This is a genomic window from Shinella agrisoli (assembly GCF_046557955.1).
Taxonomy (GTDB): domain Bacteria; phylum Pseudomonadota; class Alphaproteobacteria; order Rhizobiales; family Rhizobiaceae; genus Shinella.
In genome coordinates, this window is the sequence record NZ_JBJIEP010000001.1 from 220,775 (window position 1) to 243,495 (window position 22,721).

The 22,721-nt window shown below is 67.4% G+C and carries 22 protein-coding genes and 1 pseudogene; 10 read left to right on the forward strand and 13 right to left on the reverse strand.

All coding sequences use genetic code 11. From position 1 onward, the window contains the following. The 6 genes and pseudogenes from ACIIOY_RS01000 to ACIIOY_RS01025 form a co-directional block, all read right to left on the reverse strand. Positions 1-111, reverse strand: a pseudogene (locus ACIIOY_RS01000) (ABC transporter permease); the annotation flags it as partial. Positions 112-167: 56 nt separating this feature from the next. After that, positions 168-1,529: an O-acetylhomoserine aminocarboxypropyltransferase/cysteine synthase family protein gene (locus ACIIOY_RS01005; RefSeq protein ID WP_411032736.1), complete on the reverse strand. Its 1,362-nt coding sequence runs from the start codon at positions 1,527-1,529 to the stop codon at positions 168-170. A gap of 29 nt (positions 1,530-1,558) precedes the next feature. Continuing rightward, positions 1,559-1,858, reverse strand: a complete 300-nt coding sequence (locus ACIIOY_RS01010) for a hypothetical protein (protein WP_411032737.1) — start codon at positions 1,856-1,858, stop codon at positions 1,559-1,561. Next, positions 1,848-2,636: an ABC transporter ATP-binding protein gene (locus ACIIOY_RS01015; protein WP_411032738.1), complete on the reverse strand. Its 789-nt coding sequence runs from the start codon at positions 2,634-2,636 to the stop codon at positions 1,848-1,850. Before ACIIOY_RS01015 ends, ACIIOY_RS01010 begins: the two co-directional genes overlap by 11 nt. Further along, positions 2,636-3,625 (reverse strand): ABC transporter permease, encoded by a 990-nt coding sequence (locus ACIIOY_RS01020; protein WP_411032739.1) that lies wholly within the window; start codon positions 3,623-3,625, stop codon positions 2,636-2,638. The genes ACIIOY_RS01015 and ACIIOY_RS01020 overlap by 1 nt, the downstream gene beginning before the upstream one ends. 16 nt (positions 3,626-3,641) lie before the next feature. Beyond that, positions 3,642-4,676: an ABC transporter substrate-binding protein gene (locus ACIIOY_RS01025; RefSeq protein ID WP_411032740.1), complete on the reverse strand. Its 1,035-nt coding sequence runs from the start codon at positions 4,674-4,676 to the stop codon at positions 3,642-3,644. Positions 4,677-5,209: 533 nt separating this feature from the next. On the opposite strand from ACIIOY_RS01025, the gene ACIIOY_RS01030 reads away from it, so the two are divergent. From ACIIOY_RS01030 to ACIIOY_RS01065, 8 genes are all read left to right on the forward strand, one after another. After that, positions 5,210-6,241, forward strand: coding sequence for an amino acid ABC transporter substrate-binding protein (locus ACIIOY_RS01030; RefSeq protein ID WP_411032741.1), 1,032 nt, complete (start codon positions 5,210-5,212; stop codon positions 6,239-6,241). After that, a complete protein-coding gene (locus tag ACIIOY_RS01035) occupies positions 6,241-7,443 on the forward strand; it encodes an amino acid ABC transporter permease (protein ID WP_411032742.1) in 1,203 nt (400 codons plus the stop codon). The genes ACIIOY_RS01030 and ACIIOY_RS01035 overlap by 1 nt, the downstream gene beginning before the upstream one ends. Further along, complete coding sequence (locus tag ACIIOY_RS01040; protein WP_411032743.1) at positions 7,440-8,564, forward strand: amino acid ABC transporter permease; 1,125 nt, start codon at positions 7,440-7,442, stop codon at positions 8,562-8,564. Before ACIIOY_RS01035 ends, ACIIOY_RS01040 begins: the two co-directional genes overlap by 4 nt. A 100-nt stretch (positions 8,565-8,664) precedes the next feature. Then, a complete protein-coding gene (gene ssuD / locus ACIIOY_RS01045; RefSeq protein ID WP_411032744.1) occupies positions 8,665-9,834 on the forward strand; it encodes an FMNH2-dependent alkanesulfonate monooxygenase in 1,170 nt (389 codons plus the stop codon). Positions 9,835-9,991: 157 nt separating this feature from the next. After that, on the forward strand, positions 9,992-11,368 hold the full coding sequence (locus ACIIOY_RS01050; RefSeq protein WP_411032745.1) for an LLM class flavin-dependent oxidoreductase: 1,377 nt from the start codon (positions 9,992-9,994) through the stop codon (positions 11,366-11,368). A 1-nt stretch (position 11,369) separates the two neighbouring features. Next, positions 11,370-12,338 (forward strand): ABC transporter substrate-binding protein, encoded by a 969-nt coding sequence (locus ACIIOY_RS01055; protein ID WP_411032746.1) that lies wholly within the window; start codon positions 11,370-11,372, stop codon positions 12,336-12,338. Positions 12,339-12,341: 3 nt separating this feature from the next. Next, a complete protein-coding gene (locus ACIIOY_RS01060; protein ID WP_411032747.1) occupies positions 12,342-13,190 on the forward strand; it encodes an ATP-binding cassette domain-containing protein in 849 nt (282 codons plus the stop codon). Beyond that, positions 13,187-14,680, forward strand: coding sequence for an ABC transporter permease (locus ACIIOY_RS01065; protein ID WP_411032748.1), 1,494 nt, complete (start codon positions 13,187-13,189; stop codon positions 14,678-14,680). The genes ACIIOY_RS01060 and ACIIOY_RS01065 overlap by 4 nt, the downstream gene beginning before the upstream one ends. A gap of 16 nt (positions 14,681-14,696) precedes the next feature. On the opposite strand, the gene ACIIOY_RS01070 is transcribed toward ACIIOY_RS01065, so the two are convergent. The 7 genes from ACIIOY_RS01070 to ACIIOY_RS01100 all read right to left on the reverse strand — a co-directional run bounded on the left by ACIIOY_RS01070 (position 14,697) and on the right by ACIIOY_RS01100 (position 21,553). Further along, the gene (locus ACIIOY_RS01070) at positions 14,697-15,860 is read right to left on the reverse strand and encodes a YeeE/YedE family protein (RefSeq protein WP_411032749.1); all 1,164 of its coding nucleotides are present in this window, start codon (positions 15,858-15,860) and stop codon (positions 14,697-14,699) included. A gap of 102 nt (positions 15,861-15,962) precedes the next feature. Further along, a complete protein-coding gene (locus ACIIOY_RS01075; RefSeq protein ID WP_411032750.1) occupies positions 15,963-16,892 on the reverse strand; it encodes a sulfurtransferase in 930 nt (309 codons plus the stop codon). 138 nt (positions 16,893-17,030) lie between these two features. Beyond that, complete coding sequence (gene cysE, locus ACIIOY_RS01080) at positions 17,031-17,879, reverse strand: serine O-acetyltransferase (RefSeq protein ID WP_411032751.1); 849 nt, start codon at positions 17,877-17,879, stop codon at positions 17,031-17,033. A gap of 51 nt (positions 17,880-17,930) precedes the next feature. Then, positions 17,931-18,971 carry an isopenicillin N synthase family dioxygenase gene (locus ACIIOY_RS01085; protein ID WP_411032752.1) on the reverse strand — a complete coding sequence of 347 codons (1,041 nt, stop codon included), beginning with the start codon at positions 18,969-18,971 and terminating at the stop codon, positions 17,931-17,933. 52 nt (positions 18,972-19,023) lie between these two features. Next, positions 19,024-19,767, reverse strand: a complete 744-nt coding sequence (locus tag ACIIOY_RS01090) for an ABC transporter ATP-binding protein (RefSeq protein WP_411032753.1) — start codon at positions 19,765-19,767, stop codon at positions 19,024-19,026. Then, positions 19,764-20,600: an ABC transporter permease subunit gene (locus ACIIOY_RS01095; RefSeq protein ID WP_411032754.1), complete on the reverse strand. Its 837-nt coding sequence runs from the start codon at positions 20,598-20,600 to the stop codon at positions 19,764-19,766. The genes ACIIOY_RS01090 and ACIIOY_RS01095 overlap by 4 nt, the downstream gene beginning before the upstream one ends. Beyond that, on the reverse strand, positions 20,600-21,553 hold the full coding sequence (locus ACIIOY_RS01100; protein ID WP_411032755.1) for a sulfonate ABC transporter substrate-binding protein: 954 nt from the start codon (positions 21,551-21,553) through the stop codon (positions 20,600-20,602). Before ACIIOY_RS01100 ends, ACIIOY_RS01095 begins: the two co-directional genes overlap by 1 nt. Before the next feature lie 323 nt (positions 21,554-21,876). Here ACIIOY_RS01100 and ACIIOY_RS01105 point away from each other — a divergent pair, with 323 nt between their 5' ends. Both ACIIOY_RS01105 and ACIIOY_RS01110 read left to right on the forward strand, forming a co-directional pair. Further along, positions 21,877-22,062 (forward strand): hypothetical protein, encoded by a 186-nt coding sequence (locus ACIIOY_RS01105; RefSeq protein ID WP_411032756.1) that lies wholly within the window; start codon positions 21,877-21,879, stop codon positions 22,060-22,062. Continuing rightward, positions 22,052-22,672 (forward strand): helix-turn-helix domain-containing protein, encoded by a 621-nt coding sequence (locus ACIIOY_RS01110; RefSeq protein WP_411032757.1) that lies wholly within the window; start codon positions 22,052-22,054, stop codon positions 22,670-22,672. Before ACIIOY_RS01105 ends, ACIIOY_RS01110 begins: the two co-directional genes overlap by 11 nt. Positions 22,673-22,721 lie beyond the last annotated feature (49 nt).

Consider the following 22,721-nt stretch of genomic DNA (forward strand, 5'->3'; position numbering starts at 1 on the left):
CTATGCCCGGGCGCCAGCCCTGCGGTTGGCGAAGCCGATGGCAAGGACCGAGAAGATGAGGAGGCCGGTGCCGACCTGCTGCCAATAAAAGTTGAGGCCCGAGAGGAGCAGAAGGCCCCGGCGCGAGGAGGAAGCGCCGGGGCCACACGCCGATCAGGTGGCCGGCCTCAGGCCAGCGCGATGGCTCGTTCCAGATCGGCGATCAGGTCGTCGGGATGTTCGAGGCCGATGGAAAGACGCACGTAGCCGGGCGTGACGCCGGTCGCGAGCTGGTCCTCCAGCGAGAGCTGCGAATGGGTGGTCGTGGAGGGGTGGATCGCGAGCGAGCGGGCGTCGCCGATATTGGCGAGGTGATAGAAGAGCTGGAGGCTGTCGATGAAGCGGCGCCCTGCCTCCCGTCCCCCCTTCAGCTCGAAACCGACCAGCGCGCCGAAATAGCCGGGCTTGAGGTATTTTTCCGCCCTCTCCCGCGCGCTTCCCTCCTGGAATTTCGGGAAGATCACGCGCTCCACCTTCGGATGCGTCTTGAGATATTCGGCGACCTTCACCGCATTCTCGTTGTGCTGGCGCAGGCGCAGCGGCAGCGTTTCGAGGCCCTGGATGAACTGGAAGGCGTTCTGCGGGCTGATCGCCGCGCCGAGGTCGCGCAGGAGCACGGCGCGGGCGCGCAGGATGTAGGGGTGGAAGGCGATGGCCTCGGCCTTCTCGATCCACGTCTTGCCCTGGTAGCTCGGGTCCGGCTCGTTGAGGTTCGGGTGGCGCGCCGCGTGCTCGGCCCAGGGGAAGTCGCCGCCGTCGACGATCGCCCCGCCGATGGAGGTGCCGTGTCCGCCGATATATTTCGTGGTCGAATAGACGACGACCGCCGCGCCGTGCTCCAGCGGCCGGATCACCAGCGGCGCGGCCGTGTTGTCGACGACGAGCGGAATGCCGTGGCGCCGGCCGATGGCCGCGACCTCCGCTATCGGGAAGACCTCCAGCTTCGGGTTCGGCAGGGATTCGGCATAGTAGGCACGGGTGCGCTCGTCCGTCGCCTTCTCGAAGGCGTCCGGGTCGGAAGCATCGACGAAGCGCGTCTCGATGCCGAAGCTTTTCAGCGTCGCGGCGAAGAGCGCCCAGGTGCCGCCGTAAAGGCCGGCGGCGCTGACGATGTTGTCGCCGGCCCGCGCGACGTTGAGGATCGCGAAGGCCGAGGCGGCCTGGCCGGAGGAGAGCGCCAACGCGGCCGCGCCGCCTTCCAGCTCGGCAAGGCGTTGCTCGAAGGCGTCCTGCGTCGGGTTGGAGACGCGGGTATAGAGATGGCCGGCCGCCTCCAGCGCGAAGAGCTTGTCGGCGCCGTCGGTGCCGGGCAGCTGGAAGGAACTCGTCTGGTAGATCGGCACGGCCACGGCGCCGCTTGCCGGGTCGAAGCGGAAGCTGCCGCCGTGCAGCGCGATGGTTTCCGGATGCCGGCTCTTGAAGGTCGCGGTTCCGGCCGGAACGTCCACGACATCCTGCTCGGCGACCTCGGGGGATTGATGGATCGTCATGGCACTTCTCCTTCCTGGATGAGGCGCCCTCAGGCGCGTGAGCGGCGGGCGGACAGAGCGACGCCCGCGACGAGGATGCTTGCGGCGGCCCAGAAGGCTTCCGGCGCATACCACCGGATGCCGTAGAGATGGTCGTTCGCGCAGAGCGCCTGGGCGAGCGCGCACAGGTCGGTCGCGCCGGCGAGGCAGGTGACGGCCTGGCGGACGGTGAGGTAGTCGTTCTCGACGACCTTGCTGAAGATCAGCCACCACCAGCCGACCGCGACGATGGCGAAGACGCCGCCGGCAAGCGCGACGGCGTGGTAGGTGGCCCGCCCGCTAGACGTCATGGGAGATCCCCAGCTTTTCGAGCAGCGACTGGCGCAACGCGACGAGGCCCGGGTCGTCCCGCCGGCGCGGATGCGGCCGGTCGACACGCACCTCGGCGAGGATGGAGGCGGGCCGGTCGGAGAGCACGATCACGCGGTCGGCGAGCAGCAGCGCCTCCTCGACATCGTGGGTGACGAGCAGCGCGGTGAAGCCCGCGCTCTTCCACAGGTCGAGAAGCTCGTTCTGCATCCTCAGCCGCGTCAGGGAATCCAGCTTGCCGAAGGGCTCGTCGAGCAGCAGCAGCTTCGGATCGTTGACGAGCGCGCGGGCGAGCGCGGCGCGCTGCGCCATGCCCCCGGAAAGCTGGTGCGGGTAGAAATCGGCAAAACCTTCCAGCTTCACCAGCTTCAGCACCTCGTCGATGCGGTATTCGCGCTCGCGGATGAGGCCGCGCGCTTCGAGGCCCGTGGCGATGTTGGCGCGCACGGTGCGCCAGGGAAACAGCGTCGCATCCTGGAAGACGAGGATGCGGTCCGGGTTCGGCGCGGTGATCGGCCGGCCGTCTTCCAGCACCCTGCCCGTCGTCGGCGTCTCCAGCCCGGCGGCAAGGCGCAGCAGCGTGGACTTGCCGCAGCCGGAGGGACCGAGCAGGGCGACGAATTCCCCGGGCGCGATGGCAAGGCTCACATCGTCGAGGACCTGGAGTTCCTTGCCCTCGAGGTCGTAGCGGTGGGAAACGGCCTCGACATCGAGGGCGATGCTGGTGGAGGCCGGGGCTTCCGCAAGGGCGAGCGACATCAAAGAATCCCCTTCTGCCAGCCGAGGAGGCGGTCGCGCACGAGGAAGAGCAGGCGCACCAGCCCGGCGCAGATCAGCGCCATGATGATGAGGGCGGCATAGACATTGGCATAGGCCGAATAGGCCGTGTTGAACTGGAGGTACCAGCCGAGGCCGAACTTGGCGCCGAGCATCTCGGCGACGACCAGCACGGCGAAGGAGTAGTAGAGCCCCATGAAGAGGCCGACGAAGACGTTCGGCAGCGAGGCGGGGATCGCGACCTTCAGGACGAGGAAGCGGTTGTCGGCCCCGAGCGTGCGGGCGACGTCGTAGAACGAGCGGTTCACCTGGCTGACGCCGGCCGCCGTGAGGATCGCGACCGGAATGCCCGAGGCGAGCGCCACGAGGAAGATCGAGGCATGGAACGTCGAGGGGAAGATGAAGAAGGTGCAGGGAATCCAGGCGCTCGCCGGCACCGGGCCGATGAGCTTTAAGAGCGGCATGCCCCAATAGGCGAAGCGCTTCGACCAGCCGAGCGCGACGCCCGCGGCAAAGCCGACGAGGATGCCGGAGAAGAATCCGAGCCCCCACAGCCGCCCGGTATAGGCGATGCAAACGAGCAGGCGCTCCCAGTCCGTCACATAGACATGCAGCAGGCCCTGCGGCGGCGAGAAGAAGGGTTTCGGCAGCCAGCCGAGCTTGGCCGTCAGCACTTCCCAGGCGGCGAGCCAGAGGCCAAGCACGACGAACCACGGCCCGTAATGCACCAGCGTCCGGCCGACGCTGCCGAGCCGGTGCACCGTCCCCGACAGGACGAGGAAGATGCCGGCGCCGGCAAGGGTCACGACGGCGAAGAGCTCCGTCGCGCCCCAGGTGATGACGTCGGGCAGCCCATAGGTCAGCGCGGCGGCAAGCAGCCAGGTGCCGGCCGCCAGCAGCCCGTTTCGCCAGACCCCTCCGGCAGGCAGCGCGAAGGATCTCCGCCCTGCCTCGCCGAACGTTTCTTCCACCGCCGCGCTCATGGGATCACGCGAAGATGTCGATGGTGATGCGGTTGGCGATCTCCTCCGGATCGGTCGAGGCGTCGATGACGCCCGTCAGCTTGAGGTCCTCGTAGCCGATCCTCACTTCCTTCAGGAGCTCCTTGCCGAACCAGTGGTCGTGATAGGTGAAGGAGGAAAGCACTTCCGTCAGGTCTTCCAGCGGAAGGCCGGGCTTCAGCGTGTCGAAATACCACTTCGCCACCTCGTCCGGGTGCTTTGCGGTGTACTGGTGGATTTCGAGGTTCGCCGCAGCGACGCGCTTGATGGCGTCCTTGTTGGCCTCGTAGTAGTCGCCGTTGACGCCGAGCACGCAGCAGACGCGGTCCTGGAACGTGCCGGTCTGCGTGTCGGCCACGCGGCGGAAACCATGCTGCTTCTCGTAGGAATAGGCCCAGGGGTCCATGTGCGCGACGGCATCGGCCTCGCCCTTCAGCACGCCTTCGGCGACGAGGTCGAAGGGGAAGACCTTCCAGGTGACGTCGGTTTCGGGGTTGAGGCCCGCCTTGGCGAGCGCGACCGAGAAGGCGACGCGCGACGGCGACATGACGTCGAAGGTGCCGATCGTCTTGCCCTTGAGGTCCGTCAGCGTCTTGATGTCGGATTCCGGCTTGACGAGAACGCTCTGGCAGCCGCCGTGCGAACCGGCGAACAGCCGCACGTCGAACCCCTGCTCGATCGGCTTCAGCCAGTCGTAGAGGAGGCCCGGGCCGGCTTCCGCCTTGCGGGTGGCGAGCGCCTGGATGAGGGTCTGGCCGCTCGCGCCCTGGTAGAAGAGTTCCACATCGAGGCCGTGCTTGGCATAAATGCCCTTGGCAAGGCCGAAGCCGACGGGAGAATGGCAGGCGGCGACCTCGGTCCATTCCAGCTTGATCGGAATGAGGTTGCCGGCAATGGCATACCGGGTCGAACGCGCGCCGATCACGCCGGCCGTGGCGGCCACCGCCGTCACCCCCGCCGCCTTGATCAGGCCGCGGCGGGAAAGGCCCCTGGAGAAAATGGTTTCGGGTTGCTGGCTCATCGGATATCCCCTCGCGAATTGAGAAGGCCAGCGTAGCGAAATTATATTTAGTTTATAGATTTTATGAATTATATCCGCGGGCAGCGGGGAAATATTCTTTTACTGTTGGCGGGCGTGATGGATTTCGCGTCCTTCACCTTTGGCGTTCCCTTGCTGCGGCCTTCCGGTGGAAAGCGGACGCCTATGGCTCCCGTGTGCATGCCGTCTGCCGCCGTCCGCATCCGGGCCGTTGCATTTGATGGAGCCACGCGGAAATTCCGCGTCACCCCTTTCGCCATGCCGGCCCGCTCCATCCTTGCGCCTTGAAAGAGGATTCCCTCCAAGCACCGGCAGCGGGAACCCGCCTCCCGTGGAGATCGAACCGACGGCGCGAACGCTCCGCCCGGAAGCAATTTCCCTTCTAACCATCAAAATTTGGATGGCCGTTCCTTAAATACACTAATTTTATAGATAATATAAACATGTCTTCCGCTGTCCGGCAGAGCGCCCATCCGGTGGAAGCTCGATTCTTTTGAAAATGGGGACATTTCAATATGATAGCGCATGATACCCTCCGGCGGGCGGTGAAGGCGACGGCGGCTGCCGCCTTGCTTGCCGCCACCTTCTTCTCCGCTCCTGCCCATGCCGGCCCGACACTCGACAAGATCAACCAGCGCGGCGCCATCAAGGTCGGCGTCGGCACCACGCCCGGTTTCTTTGCGCCGGACAGCGACGGCAAGTGGCAGGGCTTCTTCATCGATTTCGGCCGTGCCCTTTCCATTGCCGTCTTCGGCACGCCCGACAAGGTGGAGTTCACCTCTTCCTCGCCGCAGCAGCGCCTTCCCGCGCTGCAGAGCGGCGAGTTCGACATCCTGCTTTCCGGCGTGACGGTCACCGCCACCCGCGCCTTCAAGCTCGGCTTCCACTTCGGCCCGACGATCTTCTATGACGGGCAGGGCATTCTCGTGCGCAAGGACCTCGGCGTGACGAAAGCCGCCGATCTCGACGGCGCGACGATCGGCGCGCAGAGCGGCACGACGGGCGAGCTCAACGTCGCCGATTTCTTCCGCAAGACCGGCAAGAGCTTCACCCCGGTCACCATCGAGGATACCGGGCAGTTCATCGATGCGCTCGAATCCGGCCGCGTCGATGCGATCACGCAGGATTCCTCCGACCTCGTCGGCAAGCGCACGCAGCTGAAGAACCCGGACGACTACGTGCTCCTGCCCGAGCGCCTTTCCAAGGAGCCGCTCGCGCCCGCGATCGCCGGCGGCGACGACCGCTGGCTGGAGCTCGTCAACTGGACGGTGAACGCGACGATCCAGGCCGAGGAATGGGGCATCACCTCCAAGAATGTCGACGAGTTCCTAGAATCGGAGGATCCGGCGATCCAGCGCTTCCTCGGCGTCGATCCGTCCTTTGCCGGCGAGCTGGGCCTCGATCCGAAGTGGGCCTACAACATCATCAAGACCGTCGGCAATTACGGCGAGATCTTCGACCGCCATCTCAAGCCGCTCGGCTGGGAACGCGGCTACAACAGCCTGTGGACCGATGGCGGCCTGCTCTACTCGCCGCCGTTCCGCTGATGTCTGACGGACGCATGTTCCGCACCGCCGTCGTGCCGGGCCCTCCGCGGCCCGGCACTTTTGGAAAAGCCCGCGCCTGGTGGGGCGGCTGGCCGATCGGCCAGCTCGCCTTCCTCGCCGCGTGCGCCCTTCTGGGCTGGCTGTTCGTCCAGAACGTGCTCGAGACCATGGCGCGCGTCGGCATCCTGCCCGGCTTCGGCTTCCTGTCGAGTTCGGCCAATTTCGAGATCGGCGAGAGCCCGATCGCGTTCCGGGCGGGCGACACCTACCTGCGCGCGATCCTCGCGGGGCTCCTCAACACGCTGAAGGTCTCCCTGCTCGGCTGCCTGCTTGCGACGATCCTCGGCGTCGCCATCGGCATTGCCGGCCTCTCGCGAAACCTGCTGCTCTCCGGGCTCGTGCGCTGGTTCATCGAGATCACCCGCAACACGCCGCTCCTGCTCCAGCTCTTCTTCTGGATGTCGCTCGCCAAGGCCCTGCCCGCGCCGCGCCAGGCCTCGGCTCTTTTCGGAACGGTGTTTCTCACCAATCGCGGCGTCTACCTGCCCTCGCTTACGCTGGAGGGCGGACTGCTGGGCCTGCCGGCCGTGCTGGCGCTCGCGGGCCTTACGGGCCTCGCGCTCATCCTCGCGCTGCGCGCCGCCGGCCGGCTGACGCGCCGCACCGGCGCCGCGGCGCTTGCCTTCATGTTCGTTGCGACCCTCGCCTTCCTCTTCCTGTCCGGCGCCCGGCTGGTCGCCGAGGCGCCGGCGCTTTCCGGCTTCAACATCCGCGGCGGGCTCAATCTCTCGCCGGAATTCGCCGCTCTCCTCACCGGCCTCGTCGTCAAGTTCTCCGCCCTCATCGCGGAGATCGTGCGGGCGGGCATCCAGTCGGTGGGAACCGGCCAGTGGGAAGCAGCGCGGGCGCTCGGCCTGCATGACGGCCAGATCGTCCGCCTCGTCGTGCTGCCGCAGGCGCTGCGCGTCATCACGCCGCTGACGACATCGAGCTATCTCGACCTCACGAAGGATTCGAGCCTTGCCGTGGCGATCGGCTTTCCCGACCTCGTCAGCATCATCAACACCACGGCCAACACGACCGGCCAATCCATGGAGGCGCTGGTCATCCTGATAGGCACCTTCCTTGCGATCAACCTTTCCCTCTCCGCCCTGATGAACACCTACAACAACCGCGTCGCCCTGCGGGGAAGCACCCGATGACGGCCGCCGCGCGCACCCTCGCGACGCTTCGCGCCGGCCTGTTCGGCACCCGCGCGAACACGCTGATCACCGTTGCGACCCTGCTGGTCCTTTCGCAGCTCGTGCCGCCGCTCCTGCGCTGGGCCGTGCTCGACGCCACCTTCACCGGCGACTCGGGCGCCTGCACGCGGGAGGGCGCCTGCTGGGCCTTCGTGACGGCGAAGCTGCGCTTCATCCTGTTCGCCTTCTACCCGCCGGACCTGCAATGGCGCCCGGCGCTCGTCATCCTGCTGCTGGCGGCGATCCTGACGGCGAGCGCCCTGCCCCGCTTCTGGGGCCGCTTCCTGCTTCTCGCCTGGCCGCTCACCATCCTCGCCTGCTGGCTGCTGATGCAGGGCGCCTTCACCGCCGCGCCGATCCCGTCGAACCAGTGGGGCGGACTGCCGGTGACGCTCTTCGTCTGGGCCGTCTGCTTCGCCGCCGCGACGCCGATCGCCGTGCTGCTGGCGCTCGCCCGCCGGTCGGCGCTCGGGGGCCTGCGCACCTTCTCCGTCCTCTATATCGAGCTCATGCGCGGCACGCCGATGGTCGGCATCCTCTATGTCGCCATGCTGATCCTGCCGATGGCCCTGCCGGACGGCCTCTCCTTCGACAAGATGCTGCGCGCCATCCTCATGGTGACGCTGTTCTGGGCCGCCTACATCGCCGAGGTCATCCGCGCCGGGCTCCAGGCCATTCCCAACGGACAGAGGGAGGCGGCGACCGCGCTCGGCCTCGGCTACTGGAAGACGCAGCGCCTGATCATCCTGCCGCAGGCCTTCCGCATCGTCATCCCGGGCATGCTCAATCTCGCCATCGGCTTTCTGCTGGCGACGTCCCTGCTCGCCGTCATCGGCATCTTCGACATTCTCAACGCCGCCCGCGCCGCGGCCGCCGATCCGAAATGGCTCGGCTTCTACAACGAGGCCTATATCGTCGTCGCCCTCGTCTATTTCGTCATCTGCTTCGGAGCCTCCCGCTACAGCCGGTGGCTGGAGCGCAGGCTGGCCGGCGGCGGGCACCCGGCGCCGCGGCAGGCCGCCGCCCCCTTGGAGATGGAAGCCGCGATGAATAATCCAGCCAGCCGGAGCATAAGAGAATAGAATTTCTTACTGAAACTATAGAATTTATTATTCTGCCCTGAAACCGCCCGCCCCGGCAGGCGGGGATTTTCCAGCATCCGCCCAGGCAGGACCGCATTCCATGAGCAAGACCGACCAGCCCCTCGATTTCCTCTGGTTCATCCCGAGTTCCGGCGACGGTTCCTATCTGGGCTCGGACGAGTTGAGCCGTCCGCCGGATCCGGGCTATTTCCGGGAGATCGCGGTTGCCGTCGATCGGCTCGGCTATTCTGGCGTGCTCATCCCCGTCGGGGCGGCGTGCGAGGAATCCTTCGTGCTGGCCGCAGACCTTGCCGCGCGCACCGAAAGGCTGAAATTCCTGGTGGCGATCCGCCCCGGCACGGCGACGCCCGCCTACTACGCACGGCTTGCCTCGACGCTCGACCGCGTGTCCAACGGCCGTCTGCTTCTCAACATCGTCGTGGGCGGCAGCGCGCAGGAGCTTGCCGGCGACGGCATCTTCCTGCCGCACGACGAGCGCTACGACCACGCGGCGGAATTCTTCCAGGTCTTCAACGAGCTGATCGAGACCGGCCGCTCGACCCTCGACGGCAAGTACATCAAGGCGATCGACGCCAGGCTCGGCCTGCCGCCGGTGCAGCAGCCGCGTCCGCCGATCTATTTCGGCGGGTCGTCCGACGCGGCGATCGATTTTGCCGGCGGCCTCGTCGACAAGTACCTGACCTGGGGCGAACCGCCGGCGCAGGTGGCCGAAAAGATCGCGCACGCCCGCAAGGCCGCCGCGGCCAAGGGCCGCGAGGCGACCTTCGGCATCCGCCTCCATTTCATCGTCCGCGAGACGGACGAGGAGGCCTGGGAGGCCGCCGACAGGCTGATCTCCAAGCTCTCCGACCAGGCCATCGCCTCCGCGCAGGAAGTGCTGACGAAGAACTCCGACTCCGTCGGCCAGGCCCGGATGGTCGCGCTGCACAACGGCCGGCGCGACAAGCTGGAGGTCTCGCCGAACCTGTGGGCCGGCATCGGCCTCGTGCGCTCGGGCGCCGGCACCGCCCTCGTCGGCTCGCCGAAGACCGTTGCCGCGCGGCTGCGCGAATATCAGGCGCTCGGCATCGATACGGTCATCGCCTCCGGCTATCCCCATGTGGAGGAGGCCTACCGCGTCAGCGAACTGCTCTTCCCCGAGCTCGGCCTGCCCGGCCCCCGGAACCAGCTGCGCGCCTCCTTCGGCGACCGCCAAGTCTTCGGCGGCGGCGGCCATGGCGGCAACGTCAAGCTGACCTCGGCGTCGTAGCCGCATCCCGGGCGGCCGGTCGCGCGGCGTTCGGCGCCCAGACACGTCAGCCGCTTATCCGGATGGCCACCCCGCCAGCCGGCGGGCCGATTGCCGCCCGCCGCTTCGGCGGCGCTCGGAAAAATATAAAGAACGACAGCAAAACGAAAACCTGGCCATGTCCGCACGCAAGATCGTCCTCGGCACCATCCTTTACCCCAGCGGCCATCACGTCGCCGCGTGGCGGCATCCTTCGACGCAGGTCGATGCCAATATCGACGTCGCCCATTATATCGGCGCGGCCCGCGCCGCTGAGGCGGCGGGCTTCGAGATCGCCTTCATCTCCGATCGGCTCGGCGTGCCGAAGAGCCGGGCGGAGGCCCTGCGCCGCGTCGACGAGTGGTCCCACGGCTTCGAGGCGCTGACCCTTGCGGCCGCGGTCGCCACCGCGACGCAGACGATCGGCGTGGTGGCGACCGCCTCCACCACCTTCAGCGAACCTTATAACCTGGCAAGGCAGCTCGCCTCCCTCGACCTCATCAGCAACGGGCGCATCGGCTGGAACATCGTTACCTCCTCGCTTCAGCAGGAGAGCGACAACTTCAATCCGGGGCCGGATTTCGACCATGCCGCCCGCTACGCCCGTGCCGACGAATTCGTCGATGCCGTGCTCGCCCTCTGGGGCAGCTGGAATCCGGACGGCTTCGTGCGGGACAAGGAGAGCGGCGTCTTCCTTGCCCCGGACGCGGTGCGCAGCGTCGACCATGAAGGACGCTATTTCCGCAGCAAGGGCCCGCTCAACGTCATTCCCTCCCGCCAGGGCCGTCCGCTGCTGGTGCAGGCCGGCTCGTCGGATGCCGGCAAGGCGCTCGCCGCCCGCACGGCGGACGTCGTCTTCACCGCGCAGACCGACATCGTCTCGGCCCGCGGTTTCTACCAGGACATCAGGAAGCGCCGGGCCGCCTCCGGCAAGAACGCCGACGACGTTCTGATCCTGCCCGGCATCTTCCCCGTCATCGGCAGGACGAAGAGCGAGGCGGAGGACAAATATGCCGAGCTGCAGGACCTCATCCAGCCGGATGTCGCGCTCTCGCTGCTCGAAACCTATCTCGGCGACATCGATCTTTCCGGCATCGACATCGACGGCCCGCTGCCGGACCTGCCGGTCTCCAACTCGATCCGCAGCCGCCAGGCGCTTCTGGCGGGCCTTGCCCGCAAGGAAGGCCTTTCCGTCGGCGCGCTCGCCCGCCTCATCGCCGGCGCCCGCGGACATTGGCAGGTCATCGGCACGCCCGAGGAGATCGCCGGCCAGATCGAGGACTGGACCGCGAGCGGCGCCGCCGACGGCTTCATGCTTCTTCCGCCGACGTTCCCGAACGGGCAGGACGACTTCATCGACGGGGTCGTGCCGCTCTTGCGCGACCGTGGCCTCCTCAATCCCGGCCCGCGAACCGGCTCGCTGCGCGAGCGGCTCGGCCTTCCCGCCCTTGCGCGCAACCGGCCCGACGACGGCCGGAACCGCGCCGGAAATCAAACCCAAGCCAACGGAACCTGACATGCACACGACCCTCAAGACGCTTCTGGCAACCTCCGCCGCGCTCGCCGTCCTCTTTCCGGCGCTCGCCCAGGCCAATCCCATCACCGTCGCCGATCCCGGCTACGCCACCGCGCAGGGCACCGCCTATGTCGTGAAGGTGCTGCTCGAAGACCAGCTCGGCAAGGAAGTCGAGGCCGTGAAGGCCGGCTCCGTCCCCGTCATCTGGGAGGCGCTGAACCGCAACGGCGGCGAGATCGACATCTGGACCGACGTCTGGCTGCCGAACCAGCAGGCGCTCGTCGACCAGTATGCCGGCGAAGGCGGCAAGGTGAAGCTCGCGGCCAACTCCTATGCCGGCACGCAGGGCTATTGCACCACGAAGGCGACGGCGGACAAGCACGACATCCATTCGGTCTTCGACCTTTCCGATCCGGCGAAGGCGGCCGTCTTCTCGGCCGACGGAAAGGGCAAGGGCAGGATCTGGATCGGCGCGGCCGGCTGGCTGTCGACGAACATCGAGACCGTGCGCGCCCGCGACTACGGCTTTGCCGATTTCTTCGAGCTCCAGACGACGGACGAAGCGGTCGCGACCGCCGACCTCGACGCCGCCGTGAAGGCCGGCACCGGCTGGATCGGCTATTGCTACGGCCCGCACCAGAATTTCGCGCGGTACGAGCTCGAAGTGCTGGAAGAGCCGGCGCATGACGCTGCGAGCTGGACCTTCGTCGAGCCTTCCGACCCGAACTGGCTGGAAAAGTCGTCGATCAAGTCCGCCTATAAGGACGCGGCGATCCACATCGCCTATTCGAAATCGCTGGCGGACAGCGCGCCCGAGGTTGCCGCGATCCTCGAGAAGGTCACGTTCACCACCGACGCCGTGAGCAAGCTCGCCTACGCAATCGCCGTCGAAGGCAAGACGCCCGACGCCGCCGCCAAGGAATGGGTTGCCGCCAACCAGGACCTCGTCGCCGGCTGGATCGGGAACTGAGCGATGATCGAGCTTGAGGACGTCTGGAAGGTTTTCGGCACGGACGAGCGGGCGATTCTCGCCGAGGCCCGCCGGGCGGAGCCTGATGCGGCCGTCCTCAAGCGCCTTCGCGCCGTCATCGGCGTCGGCGGCGCGAGCCTGTCCGTCGGCAAGGGGGAGCTCGTCTGCCTGATGGGCCTTTCGGGCAGCGGCAAGTCCACGCTCGTGCGCCTCATCAACCGCCTGCTCGAGCCGAGCGCGGGCACGGTGCGGATCGACGGCGGCGATGTGCTCGCGCTGGGGCCGAAGGCGCTGCGCGAGCTGCGCTCGCGCCGCATCGGCATGGTCTTCCAGTCCCACGCCCTGCTCGCGCACCTGTCGGTCCGCGACAACGTCGCCTTGCCGCTGGAGATCCTGGGCATCGCCAGGACGAAACGCGAGGACCGTGCCGACGAGCTTCTCGCCCGCGTCGGCCTCGAAGGCCTCGGCGACCGGCGCGTCCATGCCCTTTCCGGCGGCATGCAGCAGCGTGTCGGCCTCGCCCGCGCGCTTGCCGCCGATCCGGACATCCTCTTGATGGACGAGCCGTTCAGCGCGCTCGATCCGCTGATCCGCCACGATCTCCAGACGCAGTTCATGGCGCTGTCGCGCGAGCTCGGCAAGACCACGGTCTTCGTGACCCACGACGTCGACGAGGCCTTCCGCATCGCCGACCGCGTCGTGCTCATGCGCGCCGGCCGCATCGTCCAGGCCGGGACCGCCGAGGCCCTCGTGGACCGGCCGGCCGACGACTATGTCCGCCGCTTCGTCGAAAACGCCCGCCTTCCCGCAAGGCAGGAAACTCCGTCCGCCAAGGCGAGGGCCATCGCATGAGCGACCATTCCGCACGCGACGAGGCGGTGGAGCGCTTCGCCGGCACCAACGGCGCCTATTATCGGGAAGCTTTCCGCAAGATCGGCGAGCGCCGCGGCTTTGTGCCCTCCTTCAACATCGCCGCGGCCCTGCTCGGCCCGGTCTGGCTCGGCGGGCGCCGCCTGTGGTCGGCCTTCTGGCCCTTCCTCATCGCCGACCTTCTCGCCGTCGTTCTGATCGCGTTTGCCCTTGCCGGAGGCGCTGGCACGGAACAGGGCGCCCGCGCCGAGCGGCTGGAAGCGCTTGCCGCCGCGCGCCTTTCCGAGGCCAGGGCCGCGAACGACAAGGACGCGGCATCCTCCATCGCCAAGTCGCTGACGCGCTCGGCCGCCGCGCTGGAGCAGGCCGCGAAAGAGGCCCGGCAAGCCGCCGAGGACGCGCGCTCGGGAGCCAGCCTGATCGTCGCGCTCGGCGGCGGCCTCTTCATCGCCGCACGCCTTGCCGCGGGCGTCCTTGCAAACCACCTGGCGGAGCGGCGTTTTCGCGAGTGGCGGCTCGAGGCAGACGCCCGCAAGGCGGGCTTCAGCCTGCCGCATGCCGCCGGCGCCGCGATCCTCCTCGCCGTCTTCGAGCCGATCATCGCCATCCATTTCGGCGACCGGACCCTGTTCGACGCGTTCCCGAGCGATCCGGCCTGGAATTCAAGCGCCGCCGCCTGGCTCGACCGGGCCATCGGCGCGATCAGCAGCGCCGTCGCGCCCGCGGCGAACGCCCTGACGCGGACGATCAACGCCATGCTGGGCCTGATGGAGGCGATCCTCACCGAAACGCCCTGGCCGGTGGTGATGGCCGTGATCCTGGCGATCGCCTGGCAGCTCGCCGGCTTTCGCGTCTTCCTCCTCACCTTCGTCGCGATCAGCTATCTGGCGATCCTCGGGTACTGGGAGAAAAGCATGCAGACCGTCGCGCTTCTCGGCACGGCGGCCCTGATCTCGATCGCGATCGGCATCCCGCTCGGCGTGCTCTGCGGCTACAACCGGCGCCTCGCGGCGGTCGTGCGTCCGCTGCTCGATTTCATGCAGACCATGCCGGCCTTCGTCTACCTGATCCCGGTGATCGCGCTCTTCGGCATCGGCAAGCCCTCGGGCATCATCGCGACCGTCATCTTCGGCATACCGCCGGTGGTGCGGCTGACGGCGCTCGGCATCGCCTCCGTCCCCGCCTCGGTGCGCGAGGCCGCGGTCGCCTTCGGCGCCTCGCGCCGGTTCATCCTCTTCAAGGTCGACCTGCCGACCGCCGCCCCCTCGATCATGGCCGGCATCAGCCAGACGATCCTCATGTGCCTGTCCATGGTGGTGATCGCCGCCCTCATCGGCGCCAAGGGCCTCGGCGAGGACGTGCTGCATGCCCTGCAATATGCCGCGCAGGGCCAGGGGCTCCTCGCCGGTCTTGCCATCCTGCTTTGCGCCATCGTTCTCGACCGCGTCGTCCAGGGCAGGCAGGCGCGGTGACCGTTATCGATCGGGGTCAGGCGTTGCGCACGAGCCGGCGCCGGCCCGCCAGGCCGAGGACGGCGCCCAGCGTGCAGAAGACGAGAAAGACCCAGCCCGAAACGGCGCCGGCATGAATGCCGGACAGCAGAACGCCGACGGTGCAGCCGAGGCCCGTCATCGCGCCCCAGCCCATCAGGACGCCGCCGGCAAAGCGCGCAGCCAGGCCCGACGGACCCGGCCAGGACGGCTTGAAACGCCCCGCCGGCAGGGCGGCGGCGAAGCTCGCCAGCACCATCCCGGTGACGAAGAGGCCGTTCGGCGACAGCAGCGCCGTCTTGACCGCGCTGACGCAGCCGCGAACCGTGTCCAGGCCGACAAGGGTCTCGGGAACGAGGTTCAAGGACAATCCGCCCGTGCGCACGAGGCTGCCCAGTTCCGCCGTCACGCCGAGCGGCGCCACGCGCAGATAGGCCAAGGCGCTGATGACGGCCACCAGAAGCCCCGTCACGACCGGCGGCCAGCGCCGGATGAAGACCATCTCGTAAGGTGTGGCGGAATCGCTCTTCGGCAACGGCGCAGCCTTGGAGAGGACCAGCCACGCGATCGATGCGAGAGCGAGCAATGCGGCCAGCGTGGCGCCGGCATAGCCCGCGACGCCGGGAAGCCAGATCGGCGGATCGTCGAACACCGTGAGGGTATAGAGCGCGTTCCAGGTCCGAAAGCCTATCAGGAAGCCCGCAGCCGCGCCGAGGAGGGCGGCTATCGAGCCGAAGGCTCCCTCGCCCAGCCGGTAAAGATGCGCCGACAGGCAGGAGCCGGAGATGGCCATGCCGAGGCCGAAGGCGAAGGCGGCCACCGCAAGCACCGGACCGACGGGGCCGACATGCGCATTGGGCGGCAGGCGGTCCGGCTGGGGCACAGGCACCCAGGCCCCGAGCACGGCCTGGTAGAGGACGATCCCCGCGGCGAGCGCCGCCAGGATGGCGACCACGCCGGAGGCGTCCCGCTCCTCGACGAAGTCGCGCAGGTTGCACAGGAAGCAGAACCGGCCCCTTTGCAGGACGATGCCGAACGCACTGCCGGCGATGAGCGAGAAGGAGAGAGCCCGCCCGCCGGCATCCTGCGCCAGCCAGATGCTCCAGGCGACGACGAGAACGAGCGTCGACAGGGAAAGGAAGCGGGCGGCGATGGGAGACATGGAGATCCGTCGGCTGGAAATGAAAATGCGGGCGGACCTGGGAGGTCGTCCGCCCGCGTCGGCATCCCGCGCGGCCTGAAGCCGCGCTTTCGGGAACCGCTGTTACTTCCCGGTCCAGACCGTGCCGGCGATGTTGTTCACCGGCACGCCGACGGCATTGCCGTATTCGGTCCAGGAGCCGTCATAGTTGCGCACGTCGTAGCCGAGGATCTTCTTCAGCGCGAACCAGGTGTGGCTCGACCGCTCGCCGATGCGGCAATAGGTGATGACGGGCGTCGAGCCGTCGACCCCCTTCTCCGCATAGATCGCCTTGATCTCGTCGGCCGACTTGAAGGTGCCGTCCTCGTTGACGATCGTGCCCCAGGGAACGTTGACGGCGCCGGGAATATGGCCGGCGCGCACCGACAGTTCCTTCACGCCCTCGGGCGCGAAGATCTTGCCGGAATATTCGTCCGCCGAGCGGATATCGACGAGCTTGATGTCGTGCTTGCCCTCCGCCACCGCGACGACGTCGACGAAGCGCGCGCGCACGGAATTGTCGCGATCGGCCAGCGTCAGCGTGGAGTCAGCATGGTCCGGAACGGCCGTGTCGAGCGGCAGGCCCTGCGCCTCCCAGAGCTTGCGCCCGCCGTCGAGCAGCCTGACCTGGTTGCCGAGGCCATAGACCTCGAACACCCACGCGCCCCATGCGGCGAACCAGTTGTTGTTGTCGCCGTAGAGGACGATCGTCGTGTCCTTGTCGACGCCGGCATCGCGCAGGACCTTTTCGAACGCCTCGCGGCTGGCGATGTCGCGCTTCTGCGGATCGACGAGATCGGTGTGCCAGTCGAGATGGGCAGCGCCCGGAATATGGCCGCGTTCGTAGACGCCGGTATCGACGCTGACTTCGAAGACCCGGACCTTCGGGTTCGAAAGATTGTCCTGCAGCCACTTCGCATCGACCAGCGCGTCCGACGCCAATGCCGGCCCGGCGAGGAACGTCGTCGCCAAGGCGGCCGCCGAAAGTGTCCTGATGCCCCAGATTCCCGTCATGTCATAACTCCCCTAAGCTCAAAGCAACGGGAAGAGCATCGCCTGCTTCCATAACGTTCGGAAGGGAGTATATTCTATAATCTTTGTAGAATTTAAACGCACTTGCTCCCCGTCCGTCGCCGGGCTGCACACCGGGGATCAGATCGTGTATTCCGGTTCGCTGAGGGACTGGTCCATGGTCACGCCCGGCAGGGCCGTATGCGGCTTGCCCACGGGCCTTGCCGGAACGCCGACGACGGAGGTGAAGGGCCTGACGGGGCTGAGAACGACGCTGCCGGCGCCGATCTTGGCACCGACGCCCACCTCGATGTTGCCGAGCACCTTCGCCCCCGCGCCGATCAGCACGCCGCGTCGCACCTTCGGATGGCGGTCGCCGGTTTCCTTGCCGGTCCCGCCCAGCGTCACGTTCTGGAGGATGGAGACCTCATCCTCCACGACCGCCGTCTCGCCGATGACGAGGCCGCTGCCGTGGTCCAGCATGATGCCGCGGCCCATCACCGCCGCGGGATGGATGTCGATCGCGAAGGTCTCCGAAATCCGGCTCTGGATGTGGCGGGCGAGATGCCGGCGGCCCGTCGTCCAGAGCCAATGGCCGACGCGGTAGGCCTGCAGCGCGGAAAAGCCCTTGAAGTAGAGGAACGGCGTCAGGAGCTCCGTGTTGCTGGGGTCGCGGTCCTTCACGGCCTGAAGGTCCGCCGCCGCTGCCCCGAGCAGGCCCGGCTTGTCGGTGTAGGCGCCGTAGATCAGCGCAAGAAGCTCGTCGCGATCGACATCGTGATCGGCGAGCTTGATCGCCAGGCGGTGCGAGAGCGCATGGCCGAAACTCGCATGCATCAGCACGGCCGAGTTCATCGCGCGCGCCAGCGCCCGGTCGCGCTCGGCGGCCGCATCGGCCTCCTGCCGCAGGGTTTCCCACAGCGCGGCGACCGCGCCGCGGGCGGCGTCCTCGACGGGAAGGAAGACGATGTTGTTCTCGTGTCCGGACATGGTTCGGCCTCATCGAGGATGGAATGCCCGCCCTCCGGGGCGGGCGGGACGTCACGCCTTGACCGGCTTTTCAAGAAGATGCAGCAGGTCCGGATGGTGCTTGGCCGCGACGTCCGGATGGGAGCGCAGGCGGCTCTTCAGGTGATTGATGCCGACCTCGCGGAAGATCGGGTTGAGCGGATCGACCGTCACGCCCCGTTCGCCGCGCCTCAGGTCCTCCGGCAGGGGGATGACGGGGATGGTGGCGTCGTAACGCGCGCCGAGGAAGAAGGCGACGGAGAAGCGCTCCGTGCCGGCCGGCGGGGTGACGACGTCGTGCACGTCGGCCCGCACGAAACCGTTCGTCGCCAGTTCCAGGAGCTCGCCGCTGTTGATGACGAACGTTCCCGGCACCGGCGGCGCCTCGATCCAGACGCCGTCCTCCGTGCGGATGCGCAGGCCCGGCGTCGTGTCCTGGAGGAGGACCGTGACGAAGCCGCCGTCCTTGTGCGCGCCGACGCCCTGGTCGCTGCCGGCCGCCTCGCGGCCGGGATAGCGGATGATCTTCAGGAGCTGCGAGGGCGACGGCTCGTAGATCTCGGCGAAGGCGCTTTCCGGCTGGCCGAGCGACAGCGCGATGGCCTTGAGGATGTCGATGCCGACGCGGGTGACTTCGGCCTGGTAGCGCAGCAGCAGCGGCTTCAGCTCCGGCAGCGCTTCCGGCCACTGGTTCGGGCCGTAGAGGCGGTTCCAGGGCGTGTCCGGCCCGGCTTCCACCGCCGTGCCTTCCGTGTTGATGTCGAGCTGCTCGCGCCAGTCCTGCTCGCCGCGGGTGCGCTCGTAGCCGGCGCGGTTGTAGCCGCGGAAATGCGGCGATTTCACCATCTCGATCGCCAGCTTGTCCGCTTCCGGCAGGGCGAAGAACCGCTTGGATGTGGCAAGCACGTCGTCGATCAGGCTCTGCGGCACGCCATGGCCGGTGAGATAGAAGAAGCCGTGATCGTGCAGGATGCGGGTCAGGTCCCTGATGAAGCTCTCGCGCTCTGCGGGGCTGCCGTAGAAGCGGGAGAAGTCGATCGTCGGCAGGTGGACGGGTTTGGCATGGATGGTCATGGATGCTCCTCGGTAAATTGGCCGGCACCGGACAGGCGTTCGCCCGATGGCTCTACACCGCGTCCAGGATCTGTCGTTGGAGATCGACGGCCCGCGGGTCGGCGAGCTCCTGCCGCGGACGGTCGAGATCGATCTTGATGTCGAGCGCGATGGCGCCGTCCCGCAGCACCACGACCCGATCGGCGAGCGCCACGGCTTCCGCGACGTCGTGGGTGATCAGCACGGTGGTGAAGCCGCGGCCTGTCCATATCCGTTCCAGCAGGCGGTGCATCTCGATGCGCGTCAGCGCGTCCAGCGCGCCGAAGGGTTCGTCGAGCAGGAGGATCTGCGGCTCGCTGACCAGGGCACGGGCAAGCGCCACGCGCTGCCGCTGGCCGCCGGAGAGCACGCTCGGCCAGTCGCCCTCCCGGCCCTCGAGCCCGACATCGGCGAGCGTGCCCCTCGCCTTCTCCTGCCAGTTCGGGCCGCGGGCGATGCCGACATTCTCGACGACGCGCTGCCAGGGCACGAGGCGCGCCTCCTGGAACAGCAGGCGCACGGAAGGATGGAGACGCTCGACCTTGCGCCCGCCGATGCTGACGCGGCCGCTGCTCGCCGTATCGAGGCCGGCGATGAGGCGCATCAGCGTCGACTTGCCGCCGCCCGACCGGCCGACGACGGCGAGAAATTGCCCGGCCGGAACCTCGAGGTTGAAGTTTGAAAGGACATTGAGCGCGCCGAAGGACTTTTCGACCCGGGCGAGCGAGACCGGCAGGCCGCCCGCGCTTTCCGGCACGTAGAAATCGGCAAGGCTCATTGCTCGCCTCCCTGCTTTGCCTGATAGGCGGGGTGCCAGACCAGCACGCGCCTTTCGATCGCGCGGGTCGCGACATCCGCAAGCTTGCCGAGAAGGGCGTAGACGATGATGCCGAGCAGCACGACGTCGGTCTGCAGGAACTCCCGTGCGTTCATCGTCATGTAGCCGATGCCGTTGGTGGCGGAGATCGTTTCGGCGACGATGAGCGTCAGCCACATGAAGCCGAGCGCATAGCGCAGGCCGACGAGGATCGAGGGCAGCGCGCCTGGCAGGATGATCCGCCGGATCAGCGCCTTGCGGTCGAGCCCGTAGACGGAAGCCATCTCGACGAGCTGCGGGTCTATGGTGCGCACGCCGTAGAAGGTGTTGATGTAGATCGGGAAGAAGACGCCGATCGAAACGAGAAAGATCTTGGCCGTCTCGCCGATGCCGAACCAGAGGATGACGAGCGGGATGAGCGCCAGATGCGGGATGTTGCGCACCATCTGGAGCGTGCTGTCGAACAGGGTCTCGGCCGGCCGCCAGAGCCCGTTGACGACCCCCGCGACGAAGCCGAGCCCTCCGCCGATGACAAGGCCGATCAGCGCGCGCTGCGTGGAGGCGAGCGTATGGAAAATGAGCGAGCCGTCCAGCAGCGAGCGCCAGAACGCGGCGACGATGGTCGTCGGGGCCGGCATGAGTCGGGCGGTCACCAGACCGGTCCGCGCCGCGATCTCCCACACGATGAGAAGCGCGAGGGGAAGAGCCCAGGGCGCAAGCGCGCTTCCCAGGCCCTTCAGGTTCGTTTTACGGGTTTCGCCGGTAGCATAACCGGCCACCGACGTCTCCGCCATCAGGCACCACCCTTGCGCACGACATCCGCGATCGAGATCTTCTCGGGGATCAGGCCGAGGTCGAAGAACGTGTCGGCGATCGCCTGCTGCTGCTTCACGACGCTTTCGTCGATCGCCTTGACGCCGTAGGACTGGCGCTCCAGCGCGACCGCGAGCACGTCTTCGGGAATGCCGACGGAGGGCGCCAGCTCGGCCGCGGCGGCGGCCGTGTTGGCCTTCGCCCATTCGTCGATCTCGGCCACGGCCTCGATCACCACGTCGACGGCCTCGGGATTGTTTTCCACGAAGGCCTTCGCACCGAGATAGAACTGATGGTTCGGCACGATGCCCTCGCCGTTGCGCAGCTCGCGGGCCTCGATCGCCACTTCGGCCGCGGCCTGGAAGGGATCCCAGATCACCCAGGCATCGACGGCGCCCTGCTCGAAGGCGGCGCGCGCATCGGCGGGCGGCAGGAAGGAGGTCTTGACGTCGCTATACCTGAGGCCGGCTTCCTCCAATGCCTTTACGAGCAGATAGTGCACGTTCGAGCCCTTGTTGAGCGCGACCGTCTTGCCCTTGAGATCCGCCACCGTCTTGATGGGGCTGTCCTTGGGCACGAGGATCGCCTCGCCGCGCGCCGCGGGCGGCTCGTGCGCGATATAGACGAGCGGCGCGCCGGCGGCCTGCGCGAAGATCGGCGGCGTTTCGCCGGTCGTGCCGAAATCGACGGCGCCGACATTGAGCGCTTCGAGCAGCTGCGGGCCGGCGGGGAACTCCGTCCACGTCACCGTATAGCCGATCTTCTCCAGCTTCTCCTCGAGAAGGCCCTTGCCCTTGAGCAGCACGAGCGTACCGTACTTCTGGTAGCCGATCCGGACCTCCTTGTCGGCGGCCCAGGCAGGCCCGTCGCCCAGGAGCGGCAAGGCAAGCACGGCGGCGAGAGCGGTCGAGAAAAGGCGGCGCGAAACCTTCATGGCGTTCCCCTGGGTTGAAACCTGTTAGAATACATAATCTATAGATTTCACACTCTTTCGAGGGCGCCCATTCCAACCTTCGCGGCGCGCGTAGTTTTTTCTCCTATGCGGACGGCCCGCGCTCCGGCGCCAGGCCGCAGCGCGGGCCGTTCCTGCGCCTCACGGGACCGGCCGCACCTTCGTCGCCCGGCCCCTGCCCCGTTTCGTCACCGGCCTTGCAAAAGGAAAAACTTTTCCCGCCACGCCGCCACTTTTGAGGCGGCCTGCCTTCCAAACCGGCGAGAAGCACATAATTCTTGTAGACAATCACGCAGGGGATATTCATGGCAGCCGAGAGTGCGAAGATCGTCGATTTCCAGGCCTACCGCGATGCACGCCGCAAGGCATCCGCACCTCCTCCGGCGCCGCAGACCGCAATGCCCCTCGCCGGCATGCAGCCGATGATGATGTGGGTTCCGGTCTGGACCTTCTTCCCGGTCGTCGCGAGCCCGTGGGTCCATGCGCAGTGACGCTGTCGCCAGGCTCGACCAGGAACCTGTTGCGGACCCGTCGGAAGCGATCTGCGTGCGGACCGGGCAGAACCTGCGCCGGCTGAGGACGCGGCGCGGCTATTCGCTCGACCGGCTTGCGAAGGTCTCCGGCGTCAGCCGGGCCATGCTGGGGCAGATCGAAACCGGCAAGAGCAGCCCGACGCTCAGCATCCTCGCCAAGATCGCCGCCGCCCTCGACGTCACCTGCGGCTCGCTGATCATCGAGGAGGACGAGCCGACGACGGTGCTGCTCACCCGCGCGGCGTCAAAGACATTGTCGTCGAGCGACGGGAAATTCGAGACGCGGGCGCTCTTTCCCTACGACGGCGACCGCACGGTGGAATTCTACGAGCTGCATCTGGCGCCCCATCATGCCGAACGCGCCGAGGCCCACCGCCACGGCACCGTCGAGAACCTCGTCGTCGCGCAGGGAACCGTCGAGGTCGTCGTCGGCAAGCAGCCCTACATTCTCGGCGAGGGCGACGCGCTCGTCTTCGAGGCGGACGTGCCGCACGTCTATCGCAACATGACGGGCAATCCGGCAACCATCTATCTCGTCTCGACCTACAGGGAAGTCATCCACATATGAAAAGGCCTCCCGCAGGGAGGCCTCGAAGCTCTCGTTGTGCCGGGCCCTT